Genomic DNA, 20,471 nt, shown 5'->3' with positions numbered 1-20,471 from the left:
AAGCTCCTGCAAATCCCTAGGAATAAGCAATGAAAGCGTTACAATAGCCTTGGATAGATAATTCAAAAGGTTAGGAGTGAGTTAGACATGATGAATCGTATTAATCTTCAGTTAGTGGCTATGGGACGAGAGGTAACATGGGGACGAGTCATGATTTTGATACTGAACTTTGTCACCTTCATCAGCCTGATTCTAGGTACGTCAGAACTACTATATGCCGGTCTATTGTTTGCCAGCTTGGTCCTTTTCAGCGGTCATTTTATGGTCTTTGATACCACTAAACAAGCTCGCGGATTACAGGAACTAGACCTTTGGCTGATTGGTTTGACGCTAGCTGCAGGTTATTTAAAATTAGTGATGGGTATTTAAAGATAAACTAAGTAAAAATCAAAATGGCTATTCTTAATTTATTAGGAATAGCCATTTTTTTATTTCAAAGTCGGTTATCCTGTTTTGGCTGAAAGTGCTGTCACTTATCCGTCTGAGGGATGGTAAAATGAAAAGAGCGAAGAAAGAGGAGAGTCGATTATGAAACGACACGCAATGCCAAGAAAGCCGGTACTGAAACGGCCAGCTTTCTGGATCGTTTTGATTTTAATTTTAATCGTTGGTGGTACAACAATTGGTCATCAGCCAATCAAAGTCTTGTTCAGCCACCAGACAATGACGAAGTCGAAACCTAAGCCGAAGCCTAAACCGGTTAAACTAACGCCTGGGGAGAAAAAGGTGGCGCAAAAGTATCATTTAAGTTCCAGAGCAACTGCCAATGCGCATGCTGCAAAGGTGACCGCCATCGGCGATTCGGTCATGGTCGATATAACGCCAGAGATGAAAGAAGTTTTCCCGCATGTATTGATAAATGGCGCCGTGGGACGTCAATTCTATGATTTGCCGAATATTACCCAAAGCTTAAAGGCCGAAAATAAACTGGCGGAAAATGTTGTCGTTAATCTCGGTACCAATGGTCCACCGGAGAAGTCTGATATTTCACGCTTTCTAAAAGTGGTGGGTAAAAAGCGGCAGGTCTATTGGATCAACACCCATGTGCCGACCCAAAAGTGGGAAGGGCAGACCAACCGGCTAATTGCCTCAACGGCCAAAAGTCACCGTAATGTGCACGTGGTGGATTGGCATGATCTTAGCCAAAATCAGTCAGCCTGGTTTGCGCCAGATGAAGTGCACCTGCAGACTAAGGGTGCAACTGCGTACGTTGGTTTACTGGCTAAAACGATGGCAAAATAATACTACAAAAAAGAACGCTGGAAAGGCGTTCTTTTTTAGTTTCACAGGTTTAAGTATCTTTTCATGATGGTCAAATGATGTTCAATCGTCAATGTTTTCAACACGCCCATGCCAGGAAAATGGTGTTCTTTAGCCAATGTTAGTAACTGATCGGTAGCTGGTGTTTGATTGATCAGCGGCTGTTGGTTGATCCACGTAACGGCTTTATCTAATGCTTCAAAGTATTTTTCACGCTGATGTTTGAAGTCGGCATGCTGGTCGGAAACAAAGTGGCGGATGCGAACTTGATGACCAGCTAGATAAATGAGGTGTAACGCGACGGTTCGACTCGGGTGACCGTGATCAAAATAGGTGGCACCCTGTGTTAAATAATCGCTAAAGCCAACTTCGTGATATTGGCGGGCAAATTCAATGTCGTTAGACCAAAAGCTGTCGGGCATTTGAGTGAATTCGAAACTGTGCTCTGGTACAGCGTAATGGTCGAAAAGATGGCCGAAGCGACGGCCAGCAAGTAAACGGCGAATCCGCGCTTCGGGTGGGACCAGCAGGGTGACTGATTCAGGCAGCCAATCGTGATCGACAAATAATTTTAAGTCTGCGTAATGCTGGACGATCAGCAAGCTGTCTGGCAGTAATTGCGGCGGCAGTAAGGGGGTTAGAATATAGGCCCGCTGAATCACTGGTTTGTCCAATAAAGCATCAATGGGATGACGTTTAGCGGCTTGATAGCTGTAATGATCGACCTGTGGGTTTTGAATCACCGCTAATGGCTGGTGGTGCGCACTGAAAGCCGCAATTGTTTTCGGTAGTGCAGGAACGTCACGAACGGGTTCAATAATGGGCATGATATTGGCAGTATCCGCCTGTTGAGCAAATTCGGTTAGCGCGCGTAAGTCGAACTGGCGGCCACGAAAATAGGGATAATACATCATTTTGACTTCGCCTCGGAAAGTTGCTGCTGCAGTTTAGCAATTTCTAAATTCAGGGCATCAACCTCTTCTTGCAGTGCAGTGACAGCGTTAGATTGGGTTTCGTTAATAAAACGGTCGTAGAAATTGTTTTCGGGATCGTAGATGTCGTAGTGCTGGTGACGTTTTTTAAGTTCTTTGAAAAGCCGGTCAGTTGAATACTGGCTAATCCCCGTTTCCACCCGTTTAGCTTTACGAACTTCACGGGCTAATGAATACAGAAAGTGTCGCATTAAGTCGCCTTGATCGAGAGTGATTTCTTGGTAACGCGGCTTTTTCTCCACTGTCAAATAACCGGGTGCCAAAACGGGTTCGGTACTGACAGCTAATTGAGCGGGATCATATTTCTGATAACTTAAGACACCGATTTCAGCAGGAATTTCAGTTTTTACTTTTTGATAAAGGGAAAGTGGTAAAACGAAATAATTATAGTTGCCGATAAAAGAAAGCTTGGCATTTGAATGAAAATCACTTTTAGTTACCTTTAGCTCATAACAGCGCCATTCATCTTCACCGTTTGGTAAGTGCTGGTAACTGAGGGTATCAACAATCCCCGCATCATCTGGCATAGTGACTTCCTCTACCGCAATACTGCCAGCTTCCAGGCAAGTCTCGTATAACGTTTTTTCAAGTTCTAGTGTCAGCTTTGTTTTCACGACTTGTTCGTCTCCTTATCAGTCATTTCCCAAAAATGTTCAATGGTGGGAGCTAGTTCCGCCGCACTGTGGACGATCCGGTGATATTGCCAGTGCGGTGGAAAGTAACGCAGGTAACGCTGACTGGCAAATCGTTGGTCCATCAGGAGAATGATTCCTTGGTCTGAGGCGCTGCGAATCAAACGGCCAGCTGCCTGAAAAACGTGATTTAGTCCCGGCAACTGGTAGGCATATTCAAAGCCCGGCTCATCTTGTGAATCAAAGTAGTCACGCAAAAGGTTGTTTTCCGTACTGATACCGGGTAAGCCGACACTCACGATTGCCACGCCAATCAGTCGATTAGCGGTTAAATCGATCCCTTCGGAAAATAAACCGCCGAGAATCGCGAAACCCACTAGTGAAGCGCTGGGATTCGGTGTGAAGGCAGCTAAAAAATCGGTTCGCGCAGTTTCACTCATACTGGGACTTTGCGTGACGGTTTTAACGTTGGGGTAAGCCGTGGTAAAGGCTAGACTGACGGTACTTAAAAAACTGTAAGACGGTAAAAAGACCAGATAATTACCCGTTTTACCGTTGACCATCGTTTTGATCCCCGTAATAATTTTGGCCAAATTGGCCTCCCGATTTCGGTAAGTCGTGCTGATATAGTCGGTGATCAAAATGCTTTGATGTTTTGGTGGAAACGGTGATGGTAATTGATAACAAAGGCTATCTTCATTGCCACCCAGGACGCGTTGATAATAGGCTAGCGGTGACAAGGTCGCTGAAAATAAAACGGCACCGCGGCCTTTATCCAGACAGTCACGTAAAAAGGCGCTGGGATCTAGGCAGACCTGTTTAAAAGTGATTTCGCGATCATGGTCGTCACCCAAGTTAATTTTTGTCCGGTAGGTTTCGTCATAATAATCCGCGATTTTGAGGTAGCTAAGGCAGGTAAAATAGTAGTCGAGAACGGCCTTGGTAAAGTCGTTTTGCGGCCTTTTTTCATCACCAAGCCAATCGCTGATATGGTCACTTAATTTGGTGACGGCTTGATTAAAGTTGATTGCTGGTTCATTAAAAACACTTTCCACTTCCTCGCTGTCAATCAGTGGGCCGGCAACTTTGAAAAACGCTCGGCGCATGGCGCGGAAAGCTCTCAATAGCGCAGGTGTGCATTCAGGCGCGTTTTTAGTGGCAGCAATCAAGTCAGTCAGCGGTGCTAACGATAGTTCCGTTGAATACATATCGCGCGAACGGCTAACCAAATTATGCGCTTCATCTACCAGGAAGAAGTTATCATCGTCATGATCAACCGCAAAGAACCGCTGCAGGTAGACTTGCGGATCAAACAGATAGTTATAATCGCAAATAATCACGTCACAAAATAAGCTGATATCCAACGAAAATTCGAAGGGATCCAGCTGATGTTTGCGGGCGTATGCTTCGACAGTTTCTCGGGTAATGGCGGTTTCGTTAGTTAAAATATCTTTTAAACCCGGCTTTAAGCGGTCATAATAACCGACCATAAAGGGGTTATCTTCCGGCGCCAAATCGGCTTCTTCTGGGAAAGTAATCGTATCCTTTGCCGTTAACGTAATGCTGCGAAGGTTCAGCCCTTGCTGGCCCATTAAGCTTAAGGCTTGTTCAGCAACGCGGCGGGTGCTCTGTTTGGCAGTTAAGTAAAACAGTCGCTGAATCTGATTTTCACCCATGGCTTTAATGCAGGGGAAAACGGTTGAGATGGTCTTGCCAGTACCAGTGGGAGCTTCAATGAACAGCTGTTTTTTCAGCCGTAAAGCCTTGTAGACCGAAACGGCCAGCTCTCGTTGACCCGCACGGTAGTGGTCAAAAGGAAAGGCGAGGTTCTTAATAGACTTATTTCGGGATTGACGTAATTCAGTTTGCAGTTTCAGCCAAGTTTCGTACTCTGCTGTAACTGAATTAAAAAATTCGGTTGCTTCCGCTAAGGTGTAAGTCTGTTTCTTAGTGGTAACTTCTTCAGTGGTACGCCGGTAGTAAGTTAATTGCAGCGTTAGCTGGGTCAAATCTTCATCAGACATCAAAATGTACGCATACATTTTGGCCTGGCCCCAGTACAGGGTGAGCGTGTTTTCGGTGAGATCTTCAAAAGCAGCATCCGATGTTTTGATTTCTTCAATCAGCGGATCATCACCATTTAAGATCACGCCATCGGCACGGCCGTGAATTAAGTATGGCTTGCCTGCCAGTTCAACTTCGCGTTCCAGACTATATTCCTTTTGATAATGGGTTCCGCGGGATTTTTGCAGCATACGGTGAATTCTGGCACCTTCCAGCGCGGTGTTCATACTGTTCATACTGGCGTTAAGATCGCCAGAGCGCAGTGTGAATTCAATCAGTTCGCGGATTCCTAATTTGGTGATTGTCATTTTTTCGTTCCTCTTTGTTCATAGCTGAAATCCATTATAGCATGTTATGCCATGACAACGGCTAATGGCGCAGTCTAACAAGGGTTTCAAAAAAAGTTCAAAAAAATACTTGCCTCGAGCAAGCAAGCAAGGTATGATAACAGCAATGAAACCTTTAACAAATAGTCCTGTGAGGCTAAGAAGGCTCGGTGAACTAGGCGAACAGTCTAGATTTTGGTGAACCTCTCTACCCACAGGCGGTAGAGAGGTTTTTGTTGTCTGACGATTTAATTGTCTCCCGTGAGAGCAAAACGTCCAAAGGTTAATCCTAACAGGCGCGCTTTGCAAACACGGCAAGGCGCGTTTATTTTAGGAGGAAAAAACTATGATTGAAACCACCAAGCCGTTAAGTTACGCAAACGTACTCAGTATGAAAGATTTAGAAGCCGATGAAGTGATGGCGTTTATTAAAGAAGCACAGGCGTTTAAAGCCGGCAAGCAGATTCATTTAACACGACCGGTTTACGCTGCCAACCTCTTTTTTGAAAATAGTACTCGGACTCACACCAGTTTTGAAATGGCTGAACGTAAACTCGGATTGCAGGTTGTCGACTTTAATCCCTCAGTCAGCTCAGTGAAAAAGGGTGAAAGTATGGCTGATACGGTGAAGACCTTGCAGGCAATCGGGGTAGATGTGGTTGCCATTCGTGATCGGCACAACGAATATTACAACGACTTAGTGAACGATCGTAACATTCATTTAGGCATCGCTAACGGCGGTGATGGTTCCGGTGAACACCCGTCACAATCACTGCTTGATATGATGACGATTTATGAAGAGTTCGGCTCGTTTGAAGGCTTAAAAGTTGCTATCATCGGAGATTTGGCCCATTCACGAGTGGCCCGATCAAACATGGAAGTCCTAAATAAGCTTGGTGCTGAAGTCTTCTTCGGCGGCCCCAAGAAGTGGTTTGACCAACGTTTCGACGCTTACGGTACTTGGTTGCCTGTAGACGATTTAGTTGATCAAATGGATGTGATGATGTTTCTGCGAGTTCAGCATGAACGGCTTGATGCTGCGGAAAACAAAGATTTCACTGCAGTCAAATACAACGCGGAATACGGGCTGACACCAGCTCGTAAAGCACGGATGCAAGACCACGCCATTATCATGCATCCAGCGCCAGTCAATCGCGGGGTGGAAATTGCAGATGAACTAGTGGAATGCGACAGTTCACGAATTTTCCAGCAAATGGCTAATGGGGTTTACGTGCGCATGGCCATCATGACGAGTTTGCTGCGGTACCAAGGACTGGTGGAAGAAGACTAATCATGAGACGATTAATTAAAAATGGTCAGTGCCTAGTAGACGGTCATCTCCAGGTCAGAGATATTTTAATTGCTGATGATAAGATTGAAAAAATCGGAGAGCACTTGACTGCAAACGTGCCAGTGGATCAGATTATTGACGCTCAAGGCTTATTTGTTAGCCCAGGATTGGTGGATCTGCACGTCCATTTACGTGAGCCTGGACAAACCGATAAAGAAACGGTTAGAATGGGAAGCTTGGCAGCTGCCCATGGTGGCTATACCACTATTGCAGCGATGCCCAACGTGATCCCAGCACCGGATACACCTGAACGGCTGAAGAACATGCTGGCTTTGAATCAGCGCGACGGTGCGGTTCACGTGGTGCAGTATGCGACCATCACCACTGACCGTGGCGGCGATGAGTTAGTGGACATGGCCGGCTTAAAAGCAGCAGGTGCCTTTGCTTTTAGTAATGACGGCAACGGTGTTCAGACAGCAGGAACCATGTATCAAGCCATGAAGCAAGCTGCAAAATTAAAGCTGGCAGTGGTTGCACATGCAGAAGACGATAGTTTGACATATGGTGGGGTCATGCATGAAGGCGATGTTTCTAAGCGTTTAGGATTACCAGGGATTCCTAGCGTTTCTGAAACGGCTCAAGTTGCCCGGGATGTTGTGTTAGCTGCGGCAACGGGCGTACACTACCACGTTTGTCACGTTTCTTCTGCTGCTACTGTACAGGTTATTCGAGCAGCAAAGGCAGCGGGAGTCCACGTGACCTGCGAAGTCTCGCCGCACCATTTGTTACTGAGTGATGAAGCGATAAACAGAGATAATGCCATGCTGAAGATGAATCCGCCATTGGGCAGTGAACAGGATCGGCAGGCACTGATCGCTGGTTTATTAGATGGGACGATTGACTTGATTGCGACCGACCATGCACCGCATACGGATGCGGAAAAGGCGCAATCGATGCTCAAAGCGCCCTTCGGCATTACGGGCAGTGAAACTGCTTTTGCCATGCTTTATACCCAATTTGTCAAAACCGGCGTATTCAGTTTGGCCCAGTTAATTAATTGGCTGGCCGTTCAGCCGGCAAAGCTTTTTGGGTTAAATGCCGGTAAGTTGGCCGAGGGTAAGCCAGCGGATATTACCTTGTTTGATTTAACCACGCCTTATAAAATTAAGGCGACGGATTTTCTATCCAAGGGGCATAATTCACCGTTTATTGGTGAACAAGTTGTGGGTAAGACGATCCGAACTGTCGTTTCAGGTCAGGACGCGTACGTTAACAAACGGTAGTCGTTAATGATGATTGCTTTGGCTGACCCCCAATCATTATAATAGAAGTTAAAAAGAATGGGGGCAGCAACATGACTGAGACAGAATTAGTAACTTTAAAACCATTACTGGCAAAATATAACGTTGAACTGGTTTCCGAAGGGACGATTATTACCCATGTCAATGGCCATGAGGCCCAGTTAGATGTGACCGGCTACATGCCTGATCAACTGATTAAGGTCGTTTTGGAAATCATTGGGAGCGATTTACGAGCCGCATTGTTTAAAAAAATGTATGAGTGATGTAACAGCTTTATGACAATTGTGTCAAAAAACTGACAAATTTTAACTTGGCTGAGATACCTACGTAATTTTCTTTGATTATACTGATTCGTGTTGCTTCAGAACGAATTAGGAATTTGAGGAGAATTTAACTTGTCATTTAAAACTTGGATCACAACTCTATTACTCACCGTATTAATGTTGGCGGGCGCTGCTGGTTTGACCGGAGCGAACGCTTCTGAAAAATCAAAATATAATCCAAAAGCTGACGCCATTATGAGCGTTTCAGTTTTTAAACGAATGGGACGCGTTCATTATCATCACCGTGTCTTTACGTATTACTCACCAAACGGTTCCCATGTCTATGGGATGGGTGCGTACACTTCAGATGGTACCTATACATTGAATGGCCACGATAAAAACGGTTATTTAATTTTAGCCAACAACAAAAAGTTTGGGACTAAAATCAAGACACCATTAGGCATGGGTGTTGTTCATGATCGTGGAACTTACGGCGGTCATTACGATATTGTCGTTAAATAAATCAAAAACAAAAAGGCTAGTTTTCCAAATTCGGGAAACTAGCCTTTATTGATTTGTTGAGTAAGTAAAATGACTTAGTTGAATTTCCAGTCATCCATTTGTTTTTCATGTTTACCAAGGTAACTGATTGCTTCAAGAACCAGTGAATCAGCTTCTTTATCTAGCTGTTCCTTTGAAACGCCAGCCTCGTGGTCAGCTAGGAAGCCTTCACCGACGGCTTTGTAGACCCGTTCACGGCATTCGCCGTTATCTTTAAACAGTGTGTCTAAGCCTTTAGCATCCTTTTTTGCAGCGTTATAGATGACCTCTGCAAGATCATCACGATTACCTAATTTTTTGGCACCGTATTCCAGTAAAAAATCGTTCATGTCGATAATGACACTCTCTTTGAGCGCTCTCTCAGATTTTTTCAAGACGATTCACCTCCATTTTCATTTTAAAACTTTCTAAGCCTAAAATTCAACGTGCAGGCTATTATAAGTAGCGATAATTTCTGAAAAGCGACAATCTTTGCCAAAAGTAGCGGATTTCTACGACCAGTTAATAGAAAGGTGCTCACTTGATTTACGTCAAGTTAAATGATTGTCCTGTTTGGTATAATCAGGTTAGAATAGTGATGGAAGTTATCTTGACTGGAGGTTAACGTTATGCAAGAAAATCACGATGCAATTGCCTGCGTCAAATTAGTTCCCATTTTTCAACAGCTAGATGATGATACGATTACTGCTGTGGCTAGTTTGGTTCAGGACCGGCACGTTAAAAAGGGCGAATTTGTCTTCATGGCGGGCGACCATGCGGATTCACTTATTATTATGGCTCATGGCCAAGTTAAAGTGACACAGAGTTCGGCGAATGGCCGCGAACAGTTGATCCGGTTGCTTCAAACCGGTGATTTTGATGGTGAATCCGTTTTGTTTGAGGATACAGAACGGCAGACCAGTGCGGAAGCGTTGACCGATACACAAATTTGCTTGATTACCCGAGACGATTTTCAAAAGCTGATCAAACAGTCACCGGCCGTTGCAATTAACATGCTCAACGCGTTAGGCAAACGGGTTGCTGACCTTGAAGCCCAAGCCGCTGCAACCTTAACAACTAGCGTCGGTGAGCGGTTAGCAAACTATTTGGTTGAGACCAGTTCTGAGCTCGAAACGAATGATTTTGACCTACCCTTGCAGAAAAAGGATTTAGCGCTGTATCTTGGTACTTCTCCTGAGACAATCAGCCGTAAATTAAAACAGTTTTCAACTTCAGGATTGATTTCACAGCGGGGACGTAACCACATCAAGCTGAATGATGTGGATGGCCTAATGATGGTGGAAAATTGATTAATGAGGTGAATTAACGATTTAACAGACTGCCAAATTAGTGGTAGTCTTTTTTTAGTGATATTGGGTCCATAGCTCAGTTGGGAGAGCGCCTGCTTCGCATGTAGGAGGTCGACGGTTCAAGTCCGTTTGGATCCACTTTTGGTATAGTAGGGGTTAGCAATTGTATTGTAACGTTTTGAATGATATTATTCTTATGATGTGATTGTTTTTTTCGAAGGGGGAAGCGTTACAATGAAAAAAATTGGGACAAAATTATTGGTTGTATTGACGGTAGCACTTGGGGGAATCGTGGCTTCGCAGCAACCAACCACGGCACATGCCTCAAATACAATTTCTTCAACTCCAAGCGGTCATTTTAAAATTTCTCAGGCGGATTATACTTTCCACTGGCAAACGTTTAAGAGCGGCAATAAAAAAGGGAGCGTGTTAGTCTTTGGTGACTTTAAGCAACCCGCTGTTCACTATGCGGTTCCAACGAAGTATAAGTTAAGTAAGAACCGCCGGACTTTGACGACTTACTATCGGCTGATGAATAAAGATAAGCTGGCTAAAACAACTTATCGGATGGACGTGTATAAGTACAGCAATAGTAAATACCGGGTTAAATTAAACCAGTATAAAGCTGGCCTATTGCCGAGTTATAAAGGAAAGACATACACAGCAACCATCACTAAGAGTTCGCCAGCTCAATATTTTGCAACGACTTATACCAGTGTTAAGTTACTCAAGGCAGTTATTCCTGATTACACGCAGCAAATTCAGACACAGTTTGATCAGGGTAAAATTAAAGCGGATCCAAGCAATCCTGATGTTCAAAAACAAATCAGAGATCGGGCCGTTTCGGATGTCAGCAAAGTCGTCCAAACTTTTGTTTCAGCATACAATGCACGTTAATTTATTAAAACAAACTCAAAAATCTGCTCATCAATCATTCACTGATGAGCAGATTTTTTATGAACTGGTTTAAAAGTTGATCAAAGGCTATTTGACGGCCACTTCAATCGCCGTTGCAATGATGCCGCCCAGTAGCGGGCCACACATCGGCACCCAGGCGTAGCTCCAGTGTGCAGAGCCCTTATTAGGAACTGGCATGATAGTGTATGCGAACCGCGGTGCCCAGTCACGGGCTGGGTTGATGGCGAATCCAGTTGTTGAACCTAAACCAGTCCCAACAACAAAGATTAGCATACCCACGATAAAGGGTTTCAGCCCCGTTGTAAAATTACCTAAGTTTAGTAGGGTGAAGACGAAAGCAAAGGTTGCAATCACTTCAGAAAAAAAGTTAAACAAAGGTGAATTAATTGCTGGTTTAGTGGCAAAAATGCCGACTGTGTTTCCAGATGCCTCATCTTTGGTCGCTTTGAAGTGTGCGCCGAATTGAATCATGACCAAAACGGCCCCGACAAAAGCCCCCAAAAATTGTCCCAACAGGTAAGGCAAAACATTGTGCCATGAAAATAGGCCAAACAGAGCATATGGAATAGTGACTGCGGGATTTAAATGGCCGTCTGATCCAAGCATACCAGCAACGTATACTCCCATTGTGACAGCCATCCCCCAGGAAAGACTGATATAAGTCCAATCAGCCCCTGTTGCGTATGTCTTCTTAAGGTTAACAGCAGCACAGGAACCCGTCCCAAAGATAATCAAGATAGCGGTTCCAAAAAACTCCCCTATAAATCCATGCATAATGACACCCACCTTTTATAGAATAAATTTGTCATCAGAAATCTTCTTAATTTTAGCAGGTTAAATGACGGATTACAAAGGCTTGAATTACTAATGACGGACGGAACGATGGGCACCGCCGTTGCGACCCTTAATGACGTGACGTTTGAATTTAGGCTTGGCGTTATCCGCTTCGAATCTAAAGTGGTGCATTTTACCTGCAAAGGGCTGGCCACTCATGCGGATCCGAAGCCAGGACTGCATTGTTAAAAGCATTTGTTTCGCGTTTTCAACTTGAACGGCCTGACCAGCGTTTTGCGCAGCTGGCAAGATATCTTCTTGAATTTGCTTGATCAGTTTTTGGTGGTATGCCACTAATTCCATTGTTAAAGGGGCTTGAACGTACTGGTTAAATAGCCCTTCGATATAGCGAAGCGCATCCTTTGCGTTTTTAGGTTGATAGTACCGATTTTCTGTCATATTTTCCACCTCGAATATATAGAATAGCAGTCCCCACGCGGTTAAGCAAGGTGCGTGATTTGTTAGCAGTGAAATTCACTAAACAGCGGTTTAAGTGTTTGAATAACGCGGTAAAAAGGCGTAGATTAAGAGTTTGTAAATGAATGGTTTTAATCAATGAAAAGGGGGGTACAACGTGGCAACTGAAAGTTATTTAACCGACCAACGGGTTCAAAAACACCGTTGGTGGATCTTAGCGGCAGTGGGCCTATTTACGTTCATGTCGACTTTGGATGCTAGTATTGTTAACATTGCGCTGCCCGTTATTTCAGGTGATTTAAACGTGCCGATGAATCAGGCTGAATGGGTCGTTTCCATTTATCTGATTGTCATTTGTTCACTGCTATTGCTGTTCGGTAAATTGGGCGATTCAATTGGGAAAATCAGAATTTTCCGAATTGGCACGGTGCTCTTTGTTTTTGGTTCGTTACTGGCTGGATCTAATGGGAGCTTTTACCTATTATTAGCCGCTCGAATCGTTCAAGCATTGGGCGCATCGATGACGATGGCTAATAATAACGGCATTATTACAGAAGTTTTCCCCTTTAGTGAGCGTGGTCGTGCTTTAGGGATGATTGGGTCATTCGTGGCTTTAGGGTCGATTGCCGGGCCGGGACTAGGCGGTATTGTATTATCCCATCTGAGCTGGGGGTATATTTTCTGGTTAAACGTCCCGATTGGGGTGATACCATCATCATTGGACAGACGATTTTACCGAAGGATCTGACCAAATCCCACGAAAAAATTGATCGGGCGGGTGCAGCAACCATGGCTTTATTCATGGTCTCACTATTTGTCGGGATCTTCCTGGGTCAAGAGATGGGCTTCACACAGCCGCTGATTTTAAGCCTGTTCGTCTTTGCACTTATTATTGGCGCAATTTTTATTCGGGTCGAAAGACAGCTTGACAGGCCGCTATTATCGTTTGCATTATTTAAAAATGGTGCTTTTACAATGAGTTTGTTATGCGGTTTTCTGATTTTTGTCACGAACTTCTTCTTTAACGTCATTTCGCCATTTTATTTGGAAAATGCCCGCGGGTTAAAGCCAAACACTGCTGGGTTTATCTTAATGGCCTTTCCAATTGTCCAAGTGATTGTGGCGCCAATGGCGGGGGCGGTGTCGGATCGAATCGGACCTGAACTGATTACCTTCTGCGGTCTGATCATCATTTTAATGAGTCAAATTGGTTACATGTTAACTGATCTTGGCACGCCGCTGTGGCTATTTACCGCTATTGTTGGTTTTGTGGGCCTTGGCAACGGGATTTTCCAAGCACCCAACAATACAATTGTGATGAATTCAGTAGAACCTCAAAACCTTGGCATCGCGGGTGGTTTGAATGCTTTAGTTCGCAATCTAGGAATGGTTGTCGGCATTTCCTTTGCGACAACAGTCCTGTTTGCCGGTATGGGTCATGATATGGGTGAGAAGGTAACCACTTACCTTAAAGGGCGACCAGATGTCTTTATTTACGGCATGCATATTGCCTTTTTGATTGCCACAATTATCTGTGCAATTGCAACGCTGATAACCGGATACCGCTTAATTAAACGGCCAACTGAGCCAGTAAAGGATGAATTTTAATGGCATACCAGACATTACTTTTTGATATTGATGATACCTTACTTAATTTTCAAGCAGCGGAAAAACAGGCGCTAGAAGGGTTATTTAAGGAGCTTAAATTGCCGCTCAGTAGCGCTACTTATGAATTTTACCACGATGAAAATTTAGCTTTATGGCAGCAATTTGAACTAGGTAAAATTAGCAAGTCAAAACTGTTAGTGCAGCGGTTTGAAACCCTCTTTTCCCGTCTGGGGATCAATCACATTGATGGTCAAAAAATGGAAGAACGTTACCGCTACTACTTAGGGCAAGGTCACGAACCAATGCCTCAGGCCCCCCAAGTGCTGAATGATCTGAGTGGCAGTCACGATTTGTATGTGGTGACGAACGGAGTGGCTAAAACGCAGCAACAACGGCTTTCAGCAGCCCATTTTGACCACTATTTTAAAGCCGTCTTTATCTCCGAATTGGTTGGTGCTCAAAAACCTGCTAAAGCTTTTTTTCAACGGGTGACAGCCGATATTCAGGCTTATGAACCAGCCAAAACGATTGTGATTGGGGATTCTTTAACCTCTGACATCAAGGGGGCTGCAAGCTTTGGGCTCGATTCGGTGTGGTTCAACCCTAACCATCAACCCAATTTAACTGAAATTAAGCCAACTTATGAAATTGATCAGCTTGAGAAACTGGAAAGCATTGTTGCTTAAAGTAAAAGGAGGCTGTGATATAAATCTATGTCGATAACGATTTAATCTAATTTCTCGACTCACACACAGCCTAAAATTTACTTTAGTTCCGTTACTTGAATATAGCCTTAACCTGTTCCACAACTCAGATTCAGGCCATATAACCGCAAATAACGCCATCCCGATAAAACCCATCGGAATGACGTTATTTGCGGTTATATTCTGGAATCTACCGAGTTGTGTCACAACCTCTTTTTACGTTTAAATATCTTTGAGAACAAACCCTTTCCCCAGGAGAAAAGCGGGCCCCAATCCATCATGCCACCAGAATTAGGCGGTGTTTTGACGTCTGCTTTAATTTCTGGCAGGCCATGTTGCTTCTCTATTTTGCGAGACTTCTCTGGCATGGTAACATCCCCTTATTAATGAAAATTAATTTTAATTACATTTTAACGCAAATCGATTGTTTTCAGGCCTAAAATAGCGTAAAGTTTCAGTGTTGCCATAGTTAAATGAACGAACGGAGAGGTGGTGCGCCCATGAATTCAATCATGAATGATCTGCAATATGCCTTACAACGAAAAGCTTTAGTGAACGTTTATCAGGCTAAGCAAGATATCGTTTATACCGGGTATGTTGATATTGTTGATGATGCTGGCATTATTTTAACGACTTTTGATGATAGCGGCAGCGAAGACGGCGCCGTCTACCTGACCTTTGACGTGATTGAATTTGTTGAGTTTGAAAGCGACGACCTCGATAATATGCGTTATCGGATTGAAAATGCGACGGCTGAACACTTCTTTACCTTTGGGCGGATGACGACTGAATTCAACGCCAAACGGCCATTGATTCGGCAGGTCTTGGAGAATGCCATGGTGGAAGAAGCCGCGGTAATGATCCTCGATAAAACCAGCGGTAAACTGCATGAAGGCGAAGTAACCCGTATTTCTGAGCGGGATTTTGACTTTCAAGTTTTTAATAAATTTCATCTAGATCAGCGTCCCTTTGATACAGTAACCTTTGATGATGTCTCACTCATTGAATTTGAAGGCAAGGAGCTGACGCTTCAGACTGCTGCCATGGGTTATCTACAGACCCTGAAGCCAGTGGCAAAGGAATCGTTGTCAAGCCTAACTGATATTGCGGCTGTTTTGCATCGGGCTGAAGAAACCCAGCAACTGATTTCAATTAACCCAGTTGCAGATGAAGGCATGTTTTTTGTCGGCCGAGTGAATACCATCGGCTCTGACAGCGTTATGATGAACTTAGTCGACATCACGGGGCAGTTTGGCGGTTATTGGCTGGTCAAACTAACAGCGATCGCACAGGTAACGACTAAGTCCGATTACTTAGCGGTGGTAAAGACCTATATGACATTAGATAGGACGTTAGGTGTTACAGCGCAGCCAGGCTTGAATGATGAACGATTATTTGATAGTAACGATAATCTGTTTCAGGAAGTATTAAGCCAGGCCAGCAAGTTTCAGCGCGTGATCCGCTTACAATTGAGTGACGACGAGAATATGGTGGGCTACATCAGCAAGTTCGGCAATAACCAGATTATTTTTCACCTAGTTGAACAAGGGACCGTTGTTGATAAAATGGGTATTCTAATAAAGTTAAGTGAAATCGACGAAGTGGCGTTTGATTATTTGGATGCGCTACTAACGGAAAAACAGCTCCGTAATCAGGGCGAACTTTAGGGGGAATCTTCTTTGATGGAAAAATGGCAGAAGTTGCCGAAATGGTTTAAAGATACCATGCAAATTATCGTGCCAATGGCGATATTGTTGATTCTGTATGATTTATTGTCACCGCAATTTACGCATCAGCCCTATTCACTGATGACCTTTATTGCCTTTCCGTTTCAAGTGATTGTTGGTTTTGGCCTATTAGGGTTATATAACCATCATAAAATCAAAATCATTGAAAAAGATAAGGCACAAAAGGCCGAAGCTGCTCGTTTAGAACGGATTAAGCAGGAGCAGCAGGAACGCCAGCATGAAGAAAATAGTCAGCGTAACCGAGCCGTTAAGCAAAACCGGCCATGATGGTTTGTGGAAAGTAAAAAGAAGATGCTGCCCATTTTGGGGAACATCTTCTTTTTGAGCTGTCAGACCTAATCAGTGTAAAATTCGATAGCGATGGCGCCAACGCTGGTGTAAGTGCTAATAACAGGACCTGCTTCGTGAATGGTCACGAGTGTGTTGGGTAATGCTGCTTTGATTTGATTAGCAATCTCACTAGCTTGGGTGAGGTTATCCACGTGGGTAAGGCCGACCTTAGGTGGTGCAATGGCTTTGATCCGCTCAACTAAGTCAGCAACTTCTTTCCGGATGAACCGTTTACCGCGCCCCTTGGCCGCCACCCTTAATTCACCATTTTTAACTTCGGCCATGACTTTAATATTCAGCAGGTTAGCGATGCCACCTGCTGCTTTGCTGATCCGGCCACCTCGAATAAGGTTTTCCAGTGTGTTAAGGAAAACGTAGATTTCTGTATGGGAGCGGTGCAGGTCAATGGCGTTGAGAATGGTGTCTAGTGGCGCACCATTCTTGGCTAATTTGGCAGCGGTAATCACCTGAAACGCAAGGCCACGATCGATTGAGAGTGAATCAACAACGGTGACCTTGGTTGCTGTCATTTCTGCTGCCTGTCTAGCAGCGTTAACAGTCCCACTCAAAAAGTGAGTCAGGTTAAGGCACAGAACCTCGTCGCCATTTTTGCCTAACCGGTCAAAAACCTCTAAAAACTGACCGATAGAAGGCTGACTTGTTTTAGGCAGTTCGTCATCATTGACTAAATGACTCAGAAATTGCGTATTGGTGATTTGTACACCATCGTTTAAAAATTCTTGATGACCTAAACGAACGATGAGGGGCACTACCGTAATTGGCAATGTTGATTTTTCCTCATCAGTTAACTGAACGGTTGAGTCCGTTACGATTTGAATAGACATAAGTCCACCTCTTTAAAAAATAAATGCCATAAACTATTGCGCACGATTTTTACGAAGCTCAAGTTTGGCAGTATACTTAAACTAATCATACTAAATGTATTATACCGTAAAAAACACACAAAACATGAAAGTTGGGTTTAAAAATGACTAACGAAAAGAAGGGTGTATCGCCTGCATCGGGGAAAAATCCTTTAAATCTGAATGATTTAGCGTCTAATCCAATGCGGGTAGGAATGGAACGGCTGCAGCAAGAGAAAAAGGCACAACCTAAACGGCAGAAGAAGCATTGGTGGTCTAGAAAAAAGAAGTGAGGGATTAAAATGGCTGACTTAAGACTGATTAAAGGGGACATCACCAAATTTAAAGGTGATGCGATCGTTAACGCGGCGAATACGGGATTAGTTGGTGGCGGTGGCGTTGATGGTGCCATTCACCGCGCAGCGGGTCCTAAGCTGGATGCTGCATGTCGAAAACTCCACGGCTGCCCAACAGGGGAGGCAAAGGTGACACCTGGGTTTAATTTACCCGTCCGCATTGTGATCCATACACCAGGTCCAATCTGGCGTGACGGTTCCTTCGAAGAGCCTAAGTTACTGCGCAATTGTTACGAAAATAGTTTAAAGCGAGCAGTAGAGAATCACTGTCAGTCGGTGGCTTTTCCATCAATCAGTACGGGTATCTATGGCTATCCACTAGAACCCGCCTGCAAAATTGCCGTGAAGGCGATTAGGGAGTTTGATGCACCACTTCATGTGACGCTGGTAGCGTTTGATCAAGCGACTTATGACGCGTTTGAAAAAGTGATGACAAAAACAGCTTAACTACCGGAAGCCCGGTGGCTAAGCTGTTTTTTACTGCAATGCGTTGCTTCAAATTCGTGAGCTTTGACTTTCAAACTGACTAACTGGCGCTGATAAAATGATTCAGTACCGCTGTTTCCTCAGTCGTTGGGTCACTTTCCATTGATTTGATATTGTGTAACCGTTCAACAGTAATGTGAAGATTTAAGGCCAGTTCAGTATCTGTAAGATTATGCTTCTTTTGATATTGAATGATTTTTTCTGCAATACCGGTAACTTCTTGCTCCATAATATACCTCCACCTGATATGACTTAAAACTAAACACAACTAAACCTACATCTTATTATATACGATTTTTGGGAGTCCGCCAAAGAATTAGAAACGGGTTAATGGCTAAAATGGCTTCTTAGAATGACGGAAGGGACTTGAGGACTGCTCTGTTGGGGTTGAACAGAATAAAGAAAGTGTTGCAAACAAATGTTACAAAAAATCAATTGCGCTGTAATCTCCTCGTGATGTTAATCGGGTATGATTAATACTATTAATAAATAATATATTATATGAGGTGATTACTTTGAAATTAAAACATAGTTTACTTATCCTAACAGCAACCTTTTCCCTCTTTGGGGCAACGATGACGACGGCTTCAGCTGCCACGATTCAAGCTTTGCCTAATCAAGCAGCGGCCAAAGCAGCTCATGATGCAGTTGAAGGTCATTCTAGCAATTACAACGATACTGCAGCTACACAGTCTACAACCAGTTCGACAGCAGCTATCAGTGGCGGTGAAACAGCCAGTACACCTCGCGCAAAAGCCGTGGTGAATTTGGCCAAAAAGCTTGCGACGATGAATATTCCCTACGTCTGGGGCGGCGAATCTTTACGCGGTATGGACTGTTCCGGTCTAACGGACTACGTTTATGCACATGCGGCTAACCGCCATTTAGGCCACTACACGGTTACTCAGGAGAGCCAAGTGACGACTAAGCCTGTATCACAAGCTAAACCGGGCGATTTACTTTTCTGGGGTGCTAAAGGCGCTTCACACCACGTTGCTATTTATATCGGTAACAATCAGTTTGTAGCAGCACCGCAGCCAGGTCAAAACGTGGATGTTGAAACGATCAGCAGCTACTTTATGCCAAGTTTCGCTGGTACGGTCAACTAACACGCGCTTTACCCTCATTTCTATTTGCACACATGGTATAATGGGCGTAAATAAGTAAGGGGGGAGAGGCAGACTCTGTGGGATGAGTTTGCCAAATGACAAGCGATGAAAACATTAATTAAATTGATTTTACCATTGACTGTTTTGGGGCTTCTTGGAGGATGCGGATCGCAAAATAAGTCTCATTCAGCAACTAGTGAGTCATCGGCTAAAACCGAAAATAAAGTGGCTAATAACGGTTCAGCCAGTCAGTCATCTTCTGAACAAGCGGCTTCTGAGTCGACTTCTCCGTCAGAGAAAACCAGTGACAAGACGGGAGAAAAGGCCGCTTCAGAGCAGCAAAATAAGACCAGTACGACGCAAACTCATCCTGCTGTGACGCAGCAGTCAGTTGCCAATCGCATCTCACAGTCTTTGAGTAGTCAGTACGCACCGCAAGACTTAACCTTTCAATTTAGTCAGTCTGGTTCAGGTACTTACGTTGTTCAAGTTCAGGAAAATCACCAATCTGCCAATATGAGGGCTCAGGGTGCGGATCCAAGTACAAGTCCAACCATTGCCTGGTATAAGACTAACACTAATGGGCAGCTGCTTAAGTCGGTCGATGGTGGCGTGACTTACGTCGTGGTTGGTAATGCTTATTAATAGATTAATAAAAGCAAGCTACTTGCAGTTAAATATGACTGCAAGTAGCTTGCTTTTTTGGTTCTTATTTCATTTTAAACTACCACAACCCATGTTTTTTGCGAATCGATGATCGGAATCCAAACAGTGTCACAATAAAAGCAAAGAACGCGATTACTGCAACAATCGCCCAAAGCCAGCTTGAGGTTTGAACTAAAACGTAGTAACCAGCGCCAACCGCGCTAAAAAAGGTCAGCAGTAAGGACAGAAGCAGGTTGTCGATGCCGAAAAATGCTTGACCAATAGTGAGGACGATAGCGCCCGTAAAAACGGTCTCAGCACTAACCATGCTACCTAAATGATAACCAAATGCGCCTAATTCAAGCAGGCCACCTAGTACCATTACGGTTAATCCGAATGCTGTCGTGAATTTAAGTGGTTTTCGAGCCATAATGATCACCTTCTTTAAACTATATTATAAAACTTTTGGGTTAA

The 20,471-nt window shown here is 44.1% G+C and carries 25 protein-coding genes, 1 tRNA gene and 1 pseudogene; 17 read left to right on the top strand and 10 right to left on the bottom strand.

Annotated elements, in window-relative coordinates:
- The first annotated feature begins 87 nt into the window (after nt 1-87).
- Nucleotides 88-369 (top strand): hypothetical protein, encoded by a 282-nt coding sequence (locus IWT5_RS04330; protein ID WP_143443081.1) that lies wholly within the window; start codon nt 88-90, stop codon nt 367-369.
- Nucleotides 370-528: 159 nt separating this feature from the next.
- Nucleotides 529-1,242, top strand: a complete 714-nt coding sequence (locus IWT5_RS04325) for an SGNH/GDSL hydrolase family protein (RefSeq protein WP_089108734.1) — start codon at nt 529-531, stop codon at nt 1,240-1,242.
- Nucleotides 1,243-1,283: 41 nt separating this feature from the next.
- On the opposite strand, the gene IWT5_RS04320 is transcribed toward IWT5_RS04325, so the two are convergent.
- The 3 genes from IWT5_RS04320 to IWT5_RS04310 are packed head-to-tail and all read right to left on the bottom strand — an operon-like array spanning nt 1,284 to nt 5,256.
- Complete coding sequence (locus tag IWT5_RS04320) at nt 1,284-2,174, bottom strand: sce7725 family protein (protein WP_089108733.1); 891 nt, start codon at nt 2,172-2,174, stop codon at nt 1,284-1,286.
- On the bottom strand, nt 2,171-2,866 hold the full coding sequence (locus IWT5_RS04315; RefSeq protein WP_089108732.1) for a hypothetical protein: 696 nt from the start codon (nt 2,864-2,866) through the stop codon (nt 2,171-2,173). The genes IWT5_RS04320 and IWT5_RS04315 overlap by 4 nt, the downstream gene beginning before the upstream one ends.
- On the bottom strand, nt 2,863-5,256 hold the full coding sequence (locus IWT5_RS04310) for a helicase C-terminal domain-containing protein (RefSeq protein WP_089108731.1): 2,394 nt from the start codon (nt 5,254-5,256) through the stop codon (nt 2,863-2,865). The genes IWT5_RS04315 and IWT5_RS04310 overlap by 4 nt, the downstream gene beginning before the upstream one ends.
- 364 nt (nt 5,257-5,620) lie before the next feature.
- On the opposite strand from IWT5_RS04310, the gene IWT5_RS04305 reads away from it, so the two are divergent.
- The 4 genes from IWT5_RS04305 to IWT5_RS04290 all read left to right on the top strand — a co-directional run bounded on the left by IWT5_RS04305 (nt 5,621) and on the right by IWT5_RS04290 (nt 8,651).
- A complete protein-coding gene (locus tag IWT5_RS04305; RefSeq protein WP_089108730.1) occupies nt 5,621-6,565 on the top strand; it encodes an aspartate carbamoyltransferase catalytic subunit in 945 nt (314 codons plus the stop codon).
- Between the two features lie 2 nt (nt 6,566-6,567).
- Complete coding sequence (gene pyrC / locus IWT5_RS04300; protein WP_089108729.1) at nt 6,568-7,848, top strand: dihydroorotase; 1,281 nt, start codon at nt 6,568-6,570, stop codon at nt 7,846-7,848.
- A gap of 71 nt (nt 7,849-7,919) precedes the next feature.
- A complete protein-coding gene (locus IWT5_RS04295; protein ID WP_089108728.1) occupies nt 7,920-8,129 on the top strand; it encodes a hypothetical protein in 210 nt (69 codons plus the stop codon).
- 132 nt (nt 8,130-8,261) lie between these two features.
- Nucleotides 8,262-8,651: a hypothetical protein gene (locus tag IWT5_RS04290; protein WP_089108727.1), complete on the top strand. Its 390-nt coding sequence runs from the start codon at nt 8,262-8,264 to the stop codon at nt 8,649-8,651.
- Nucleotides 8,652-8,725: 74 nt separating this feature from the next.
- Here IWT5_RS04290 and IWT5_RS04285 read toward each other — a convergent pair whose 3' ends face one another.
- Complete coding sequence (locus IWT5_RS04285; protein ID WP_089108726.1) at nt 8,726-9,064, bottom strand: hypothetical protein; 339 nt, start codon at nt 9,062-9,064, stop codon at nt 8,726-8,728.
- 234 nt (nt 9,065-9,298) lie between these two features.
- Here IWT5_RS04285 and IWT5_RS04280 point away from each other — a divergent pair, with 234 nt between their 5' ends.
- The 3 genes from IWT5_RS04280 to IWT5_RS04270 all read left to right on the top strand — a co-directional run bounded on the left by IWT5_RS04280 (nt 9,299) and on the right by IWT5_RS04270 (nt 10,876).
- Nucleotides 9,299-9,979: a Crp/Fnr family transcriptional regulator gene (locus IWT5_RS04280; RefSeq protein ID WP_089108725.1), complete on the top strand. Its 681-nt coding sequence runs from the start codon at nt 9,299-9,301 to the stop codon at nt 9,977-9,979.
- A 65-nt stretch (nt 9,980-10,044) separates the two neighbouring features.
- Nucleotides 10,045-10,117: transfer RNA gene (locus IWT5_RS04275), tRNA-Ala, on the top strand.
- Nucleotides 10,118-10,213: 96 nt separating this feature from the next.
- Nucleotides 10,214-10,876, top strand: coding sequence for a hypothetical protein (locus tag IWT5_RS04270; protein ID WP_089108724.1), 663 nt, complete (start codon nt 10,214-10,216; stop codon nt 10,874-10,876).
- An 87-nt stretch (nt 10,877-10,963) separates the two neighbouring features.
- Here IWT5_RS04270 and IWT5_RS04265 read toward each other — a convergent pair whose 3' ends face one another.
- Both IWT5_RS04265 and IWT5_RS04260 read right to left on the bottom strand, forming a co-directional pair.
- Nucleotides 10,964-11,671 carry an MIP/aquaporin family protein gene (locus IWT5_RS04265; protein WP_089108723.1) on the bottom strand — a complete coding sequence of 236 codons (708 nt, stop codon included), beginning with the start codon at nt 11,669-11,671 and terminating at the stop codon, nt 10,964-10,966.
- A gap of 90 nt (nt 11,672-11,761) precedes the next feature.
- A complete protein-coding gene (locus tag IWT5_RS04260) occupies nt 11,762-12,130 on the bottom strand; it encodes a hypothetical protein (protein ID WP_089108722.1) in 369 nt (122 codons plus the stop codon).
- Between the two features lie 175 nt (nt 12,131-12,305).
- Here IWT5_RS04260 and IWT5_RS04255 point away from each other — a divergent pair.
- Together IWT5_RS04255 and IWT5_RS04250 are read left to right on the top strand one after the other, a co-directional pair.
- Nucleotides 12,306-13,756, top strand: a pseudogene (locus tag IWT5_RS04255) (MFS transporter).
- Complete coding sequence (locus IWT5_RS04250; protein WP_089108721.1) at nt 13,756-14,442, top strand: YjjG family noncanonical pyrimidine nucleotidase; 687 nt, start codon at nt 13,756-13,758, stop codon at nt 14,440-14,442. The pseudogene IWT5_RS04255 and the gene IWT5_RS04250 overlap by 1 nt, the downstream one beginning before the upstream one ends.
- Nucleotides 14,443-14,663: 221 nt before the next feature.
- Here the strand turns inward: IWT5_RS04250 and IWT5_RS12195 are convergent, their stop codons facing one another.
- Nucleotides 14,664-14,828: a hypothetical protein gene (locus IWT5_RS12195; protein WP_159459284.1), complete on the bottom strand. Its 165-nt coding sequence runs from the start codon at nt 14,826-14,828 to the stop codon at nt 14,664-14,666.
- A gap of 132 nt (nt 14,829-14,960) precedes the next feature.
- Between IWT5_RS12195 and IWT5_RS04245 the strand changes: the two genes are divergently transcribed.
- Complete coding sequence (locus IWT5_RS04245; protein ID WP_089108720.1) at nt 14,961-16,127, top strand: hypothetical protein; 1,167 nt, start codon at nt 14,961-14,963, stop codon at nt 16,125-16,127.
- Nucleotides 16,128-16,139: 12 nt separating this feature from the next.
- Complete coding sequence (locus IWT5_RS04240) at nt 16,140-16,475, top strand: hypothetical protein (RefSeq protein ID WP_143443080.1); 336 nt, start codon at nt 16,140-16,142, stop codon at nt 16,473-16,475.
- A 68-nt stretch (nt 16,476-16,543) separates the two neighbouring features.
- On the opposite strand, the gene IWT5_RS04235 is transcribed toward IWT5_RS04240, so the two are convergent.
- Nucleotides 16,544-17,383 (bottom strand): DegV family protein, encoded by an 840-nt coding sequence (locus IWT5_RS04235; protein WP_089108718.1) that lies wholly within the window; start codon nt 17,381-17,383, stop codon nt 16,544-16,546.
- Nucleotides 17,384-17,526: 143 nt separating this feature from the next.
- On the opposite strand from IWT5_RS04235, the gene IWT5_RS12190 reads away from it, so the two are divergent.
- Together IWT5_RS12190 and IWT5_RS04230 are read left to right on the top strand one after the other, a co-directional pair.
- A complete protein-coding gene (locus IWT5_RS12190; protein ID WP_159459283.1) occupies nt 17,527-17,694 on the top strand; it encodes a hypothetical protein in 168 nt (55 codons plus the stop codon).
- Nucleotides 17,695-17,703: 9 nt separating this feature from the next.
- Nucleotides 17,704-18,204: an O-acetyl-ADP-ribose deacetylase gene (locus tag IWT5_RS04230; protein ID WP_089108717.1), complete on the top strand. Its 501-nt coding sequence runs from the start codon at nt 17,704-17,706 to the stop codon at nt 18,202-18,204.
- Nucleotides 18,205-18,283: 79 nt separating this feature from the next.
- On the opposite strand, the gene IWT5_RS04225 is transcribed toward IWT5_RS04230, so the two are convergent.
- Nucleotides 18,284-18,472 carry an LBP_cg2779 family protein gene (locus tag IWT5_RS04225; protein ID WP_089108716.1) on the bottom strand — a complete coding sequence of 63 codons (189 nt, stop codon included), beginning with the start codon at nt 18,470-18,472 and terminating at the stop codon, nt 18,284-18,286.
- A 286-nt stretch (nt 18,473-18,758) separates the two neighbouring features.
- Here IWT5_RS04225 and IWT5_RS04220 point away from each other — a divergent pair, with 286 nt between their 5' ends.
- Together IWT5_RS04220 and IWT5_RS04215 are read left to right on the top strand one after the other, a co-directional pair.
- Nucleotides 18,759-19,352, top strand: a complete 594-nt coding sequence (locus tag IWT5_RS04220) for a C40 family peptidase (protein WP_225360219.1) — start codon at nt 18,759-18,761, stop codon at nt 19,350-19,352.
- Between the two features lie 105 nt (nt 19,353-19,457).
- Entirely contained in the window at nt 19,458-19,997 is a 540-nt protein-coding gene (locus tag IWT5_RS04215; protein WP_089108715.1) for a hypothetical protein, read from the top strand.
- A 79-nt stretch (nt 19,998-20,076) separates the two neighbouring features.
- Here IWT5_RS04215 and IWT5_RS04210 read toward each other — a convergent pair whose 3' ends face one another.
- On the bottom strand, nt 20,077-20,427 hold the full coding sequence (locus IWT5_RS04210) for a hypothetical protein (protein ID WP_089108714.1): 351 nt from the start codon (nt 20,425-20,427) through the stop codon (nt 20,077-20,079).
- Nucleotides 20,428-20,471 lie beyond the last annotated feature (44 nt).

This window comes from Secundilactobacillus mixtipabuli (assembly GCF_002217925.1).
GTDB classification, from domain to species: domain Bacteria; phylum Bacillota; class Bacilli; order Lactobacillales; family Lactobacillaceae; genus Secundilactobacillus; species Secundilactobacillus mixtipabuli.
Note: the sequence above shows the minus strand (reverse complement) of the source record. Positions and strands in the feature narration are given on the sequence as shown.

Coding starts and splice junctions, on each gene's coding strand:
- IWT5_RS04330 (WP_143443081.1), top strand. CDS start 88: ATGATGAATCGTATTAATCTTCAGTTAGTGGCTATGGGACGAGAGGTA.
- IWT5_RS04210 (WP_089108714.1), bottom strand. CDS start 20,427: ATGGCTCGAAAACCACTTAAATTCACGACAGCATTCGGATTAACCGTA.
- IWT5_RS04265 (WP_089108723.1), bottom strand. CDS start 11,671: ATGCATGGATTTATAGGGGAGTTTTTTGGAACCGCTATCTTGATTATC.
- IWT5_RS04250 (WP_089108721.1), top strand. CDS start 13,756: ATGGCATACCAGACATTACTTTTTGATATTGATGATACCTTACTTAAT.
- IWT5_RS04230 (WP_089108717.1), top strand. CDS start 17,704: ATGGCTGACTTAAGACTGATTAAAGGGGACATCACCAAATTTAAAGGT.
- IWT5_RS04320 (WP_089108733.1), bottom strand. CDS start 2,174: ATGATGTATTATCCCTATTTTCGTGGCCGCCAGTTCGACTTACGCGCG.
- IWT5_RS04260 (WP_089108722.1), bottom strand. CDS start 12,130: ATGACAGAAAATCGGTACTATCAACCTAAAAACGCAAAGGATGCGCTT.
- IWT5_RS04305 (WP_089108730.1), top strand. CDS start 5,621: ATGATTGAAACCACCAAGCCGTTAAGTTACGCAAACGTACTCAGTATG.
- IWT5_RS04325 (WP_089108734.1), top strand. CDS start 529: ATGAAACGACACGCAATGCCAAGAAAGCCGGTACTGAAACGGCCAGCT.
- IWT5_RS12195 (WP_159459284.1), bottom strand. CDS start 14,828: ATGCCAGAGAAGTCTCGCAAAATAGAGAAGCAACATGGCCTGCCAGAA.
- IWT5_RS04235 (WP_089108718.1), bottom strand. CDS start 17,383: ATGTCTATTCAAATCGTAACGGACTCAACCGTTCAGTTAACTGATGAG.
- pyrC (WP_089108729.1), top strand. CDS start 6,568: ATGAGACGATTAATTAAAAATGGTCAGTGCCTAGTAGACGGTCATCTC.
- IWT5_RS04295 (WP_089108728.1), top strand. CDS start 7,920: ATGACTGAGACAGAATTAGTAACTTTAAAACCATTACTGGCAAAATAT.
- IWT5_RS04245 (WP_089108720.1), top strand. CDS start 14,961: ATGAATTCAATCATGAATGATCTGCAATATGCCTTACAACGAAAAGCT.
- IWT5_RS04215 (WP_089108715.1), top strand. CDS start 19,458: ATGAAAACATTAATTAAATTGATTTTACCATTGACTGTTTTGGGGCTT.
- IWT5_RS04225 (WP_089108716.1), bottom strand. CDS start 18,472: ATGGAGCAAGAAGTTACCGGTATTGCAGAAAAAATCATTCAATATCAA.
- IWT5_RS04270 (WP_089108724.1), top strand. CDS start 10,214: ATGAAAAAAATTGGGACAAAATTATTGGTTGTATTGACGGTAGCACTT.
- IWT5_RS04310 (WP_089108731.1), bottom strand. CDS start 5,256: ATGACAATCACCAAATTAGGAATCCGCGAACTGATTGAATTCACACTG.
- IWT5_RS12190 (WP_159459283.1), top strand. CDS start 17,527: ATGACTAACGAAAAGAAGGGTGTATCGCCTGCATCGGGGAAAAATCCT.
- IWT5_RS04280 (WP_089108725.1), top strand. CDS start 9,299: ATGCAAGAAAATCACGATGCAATTGCCTGCGTCAAATTAGTTCCCATT.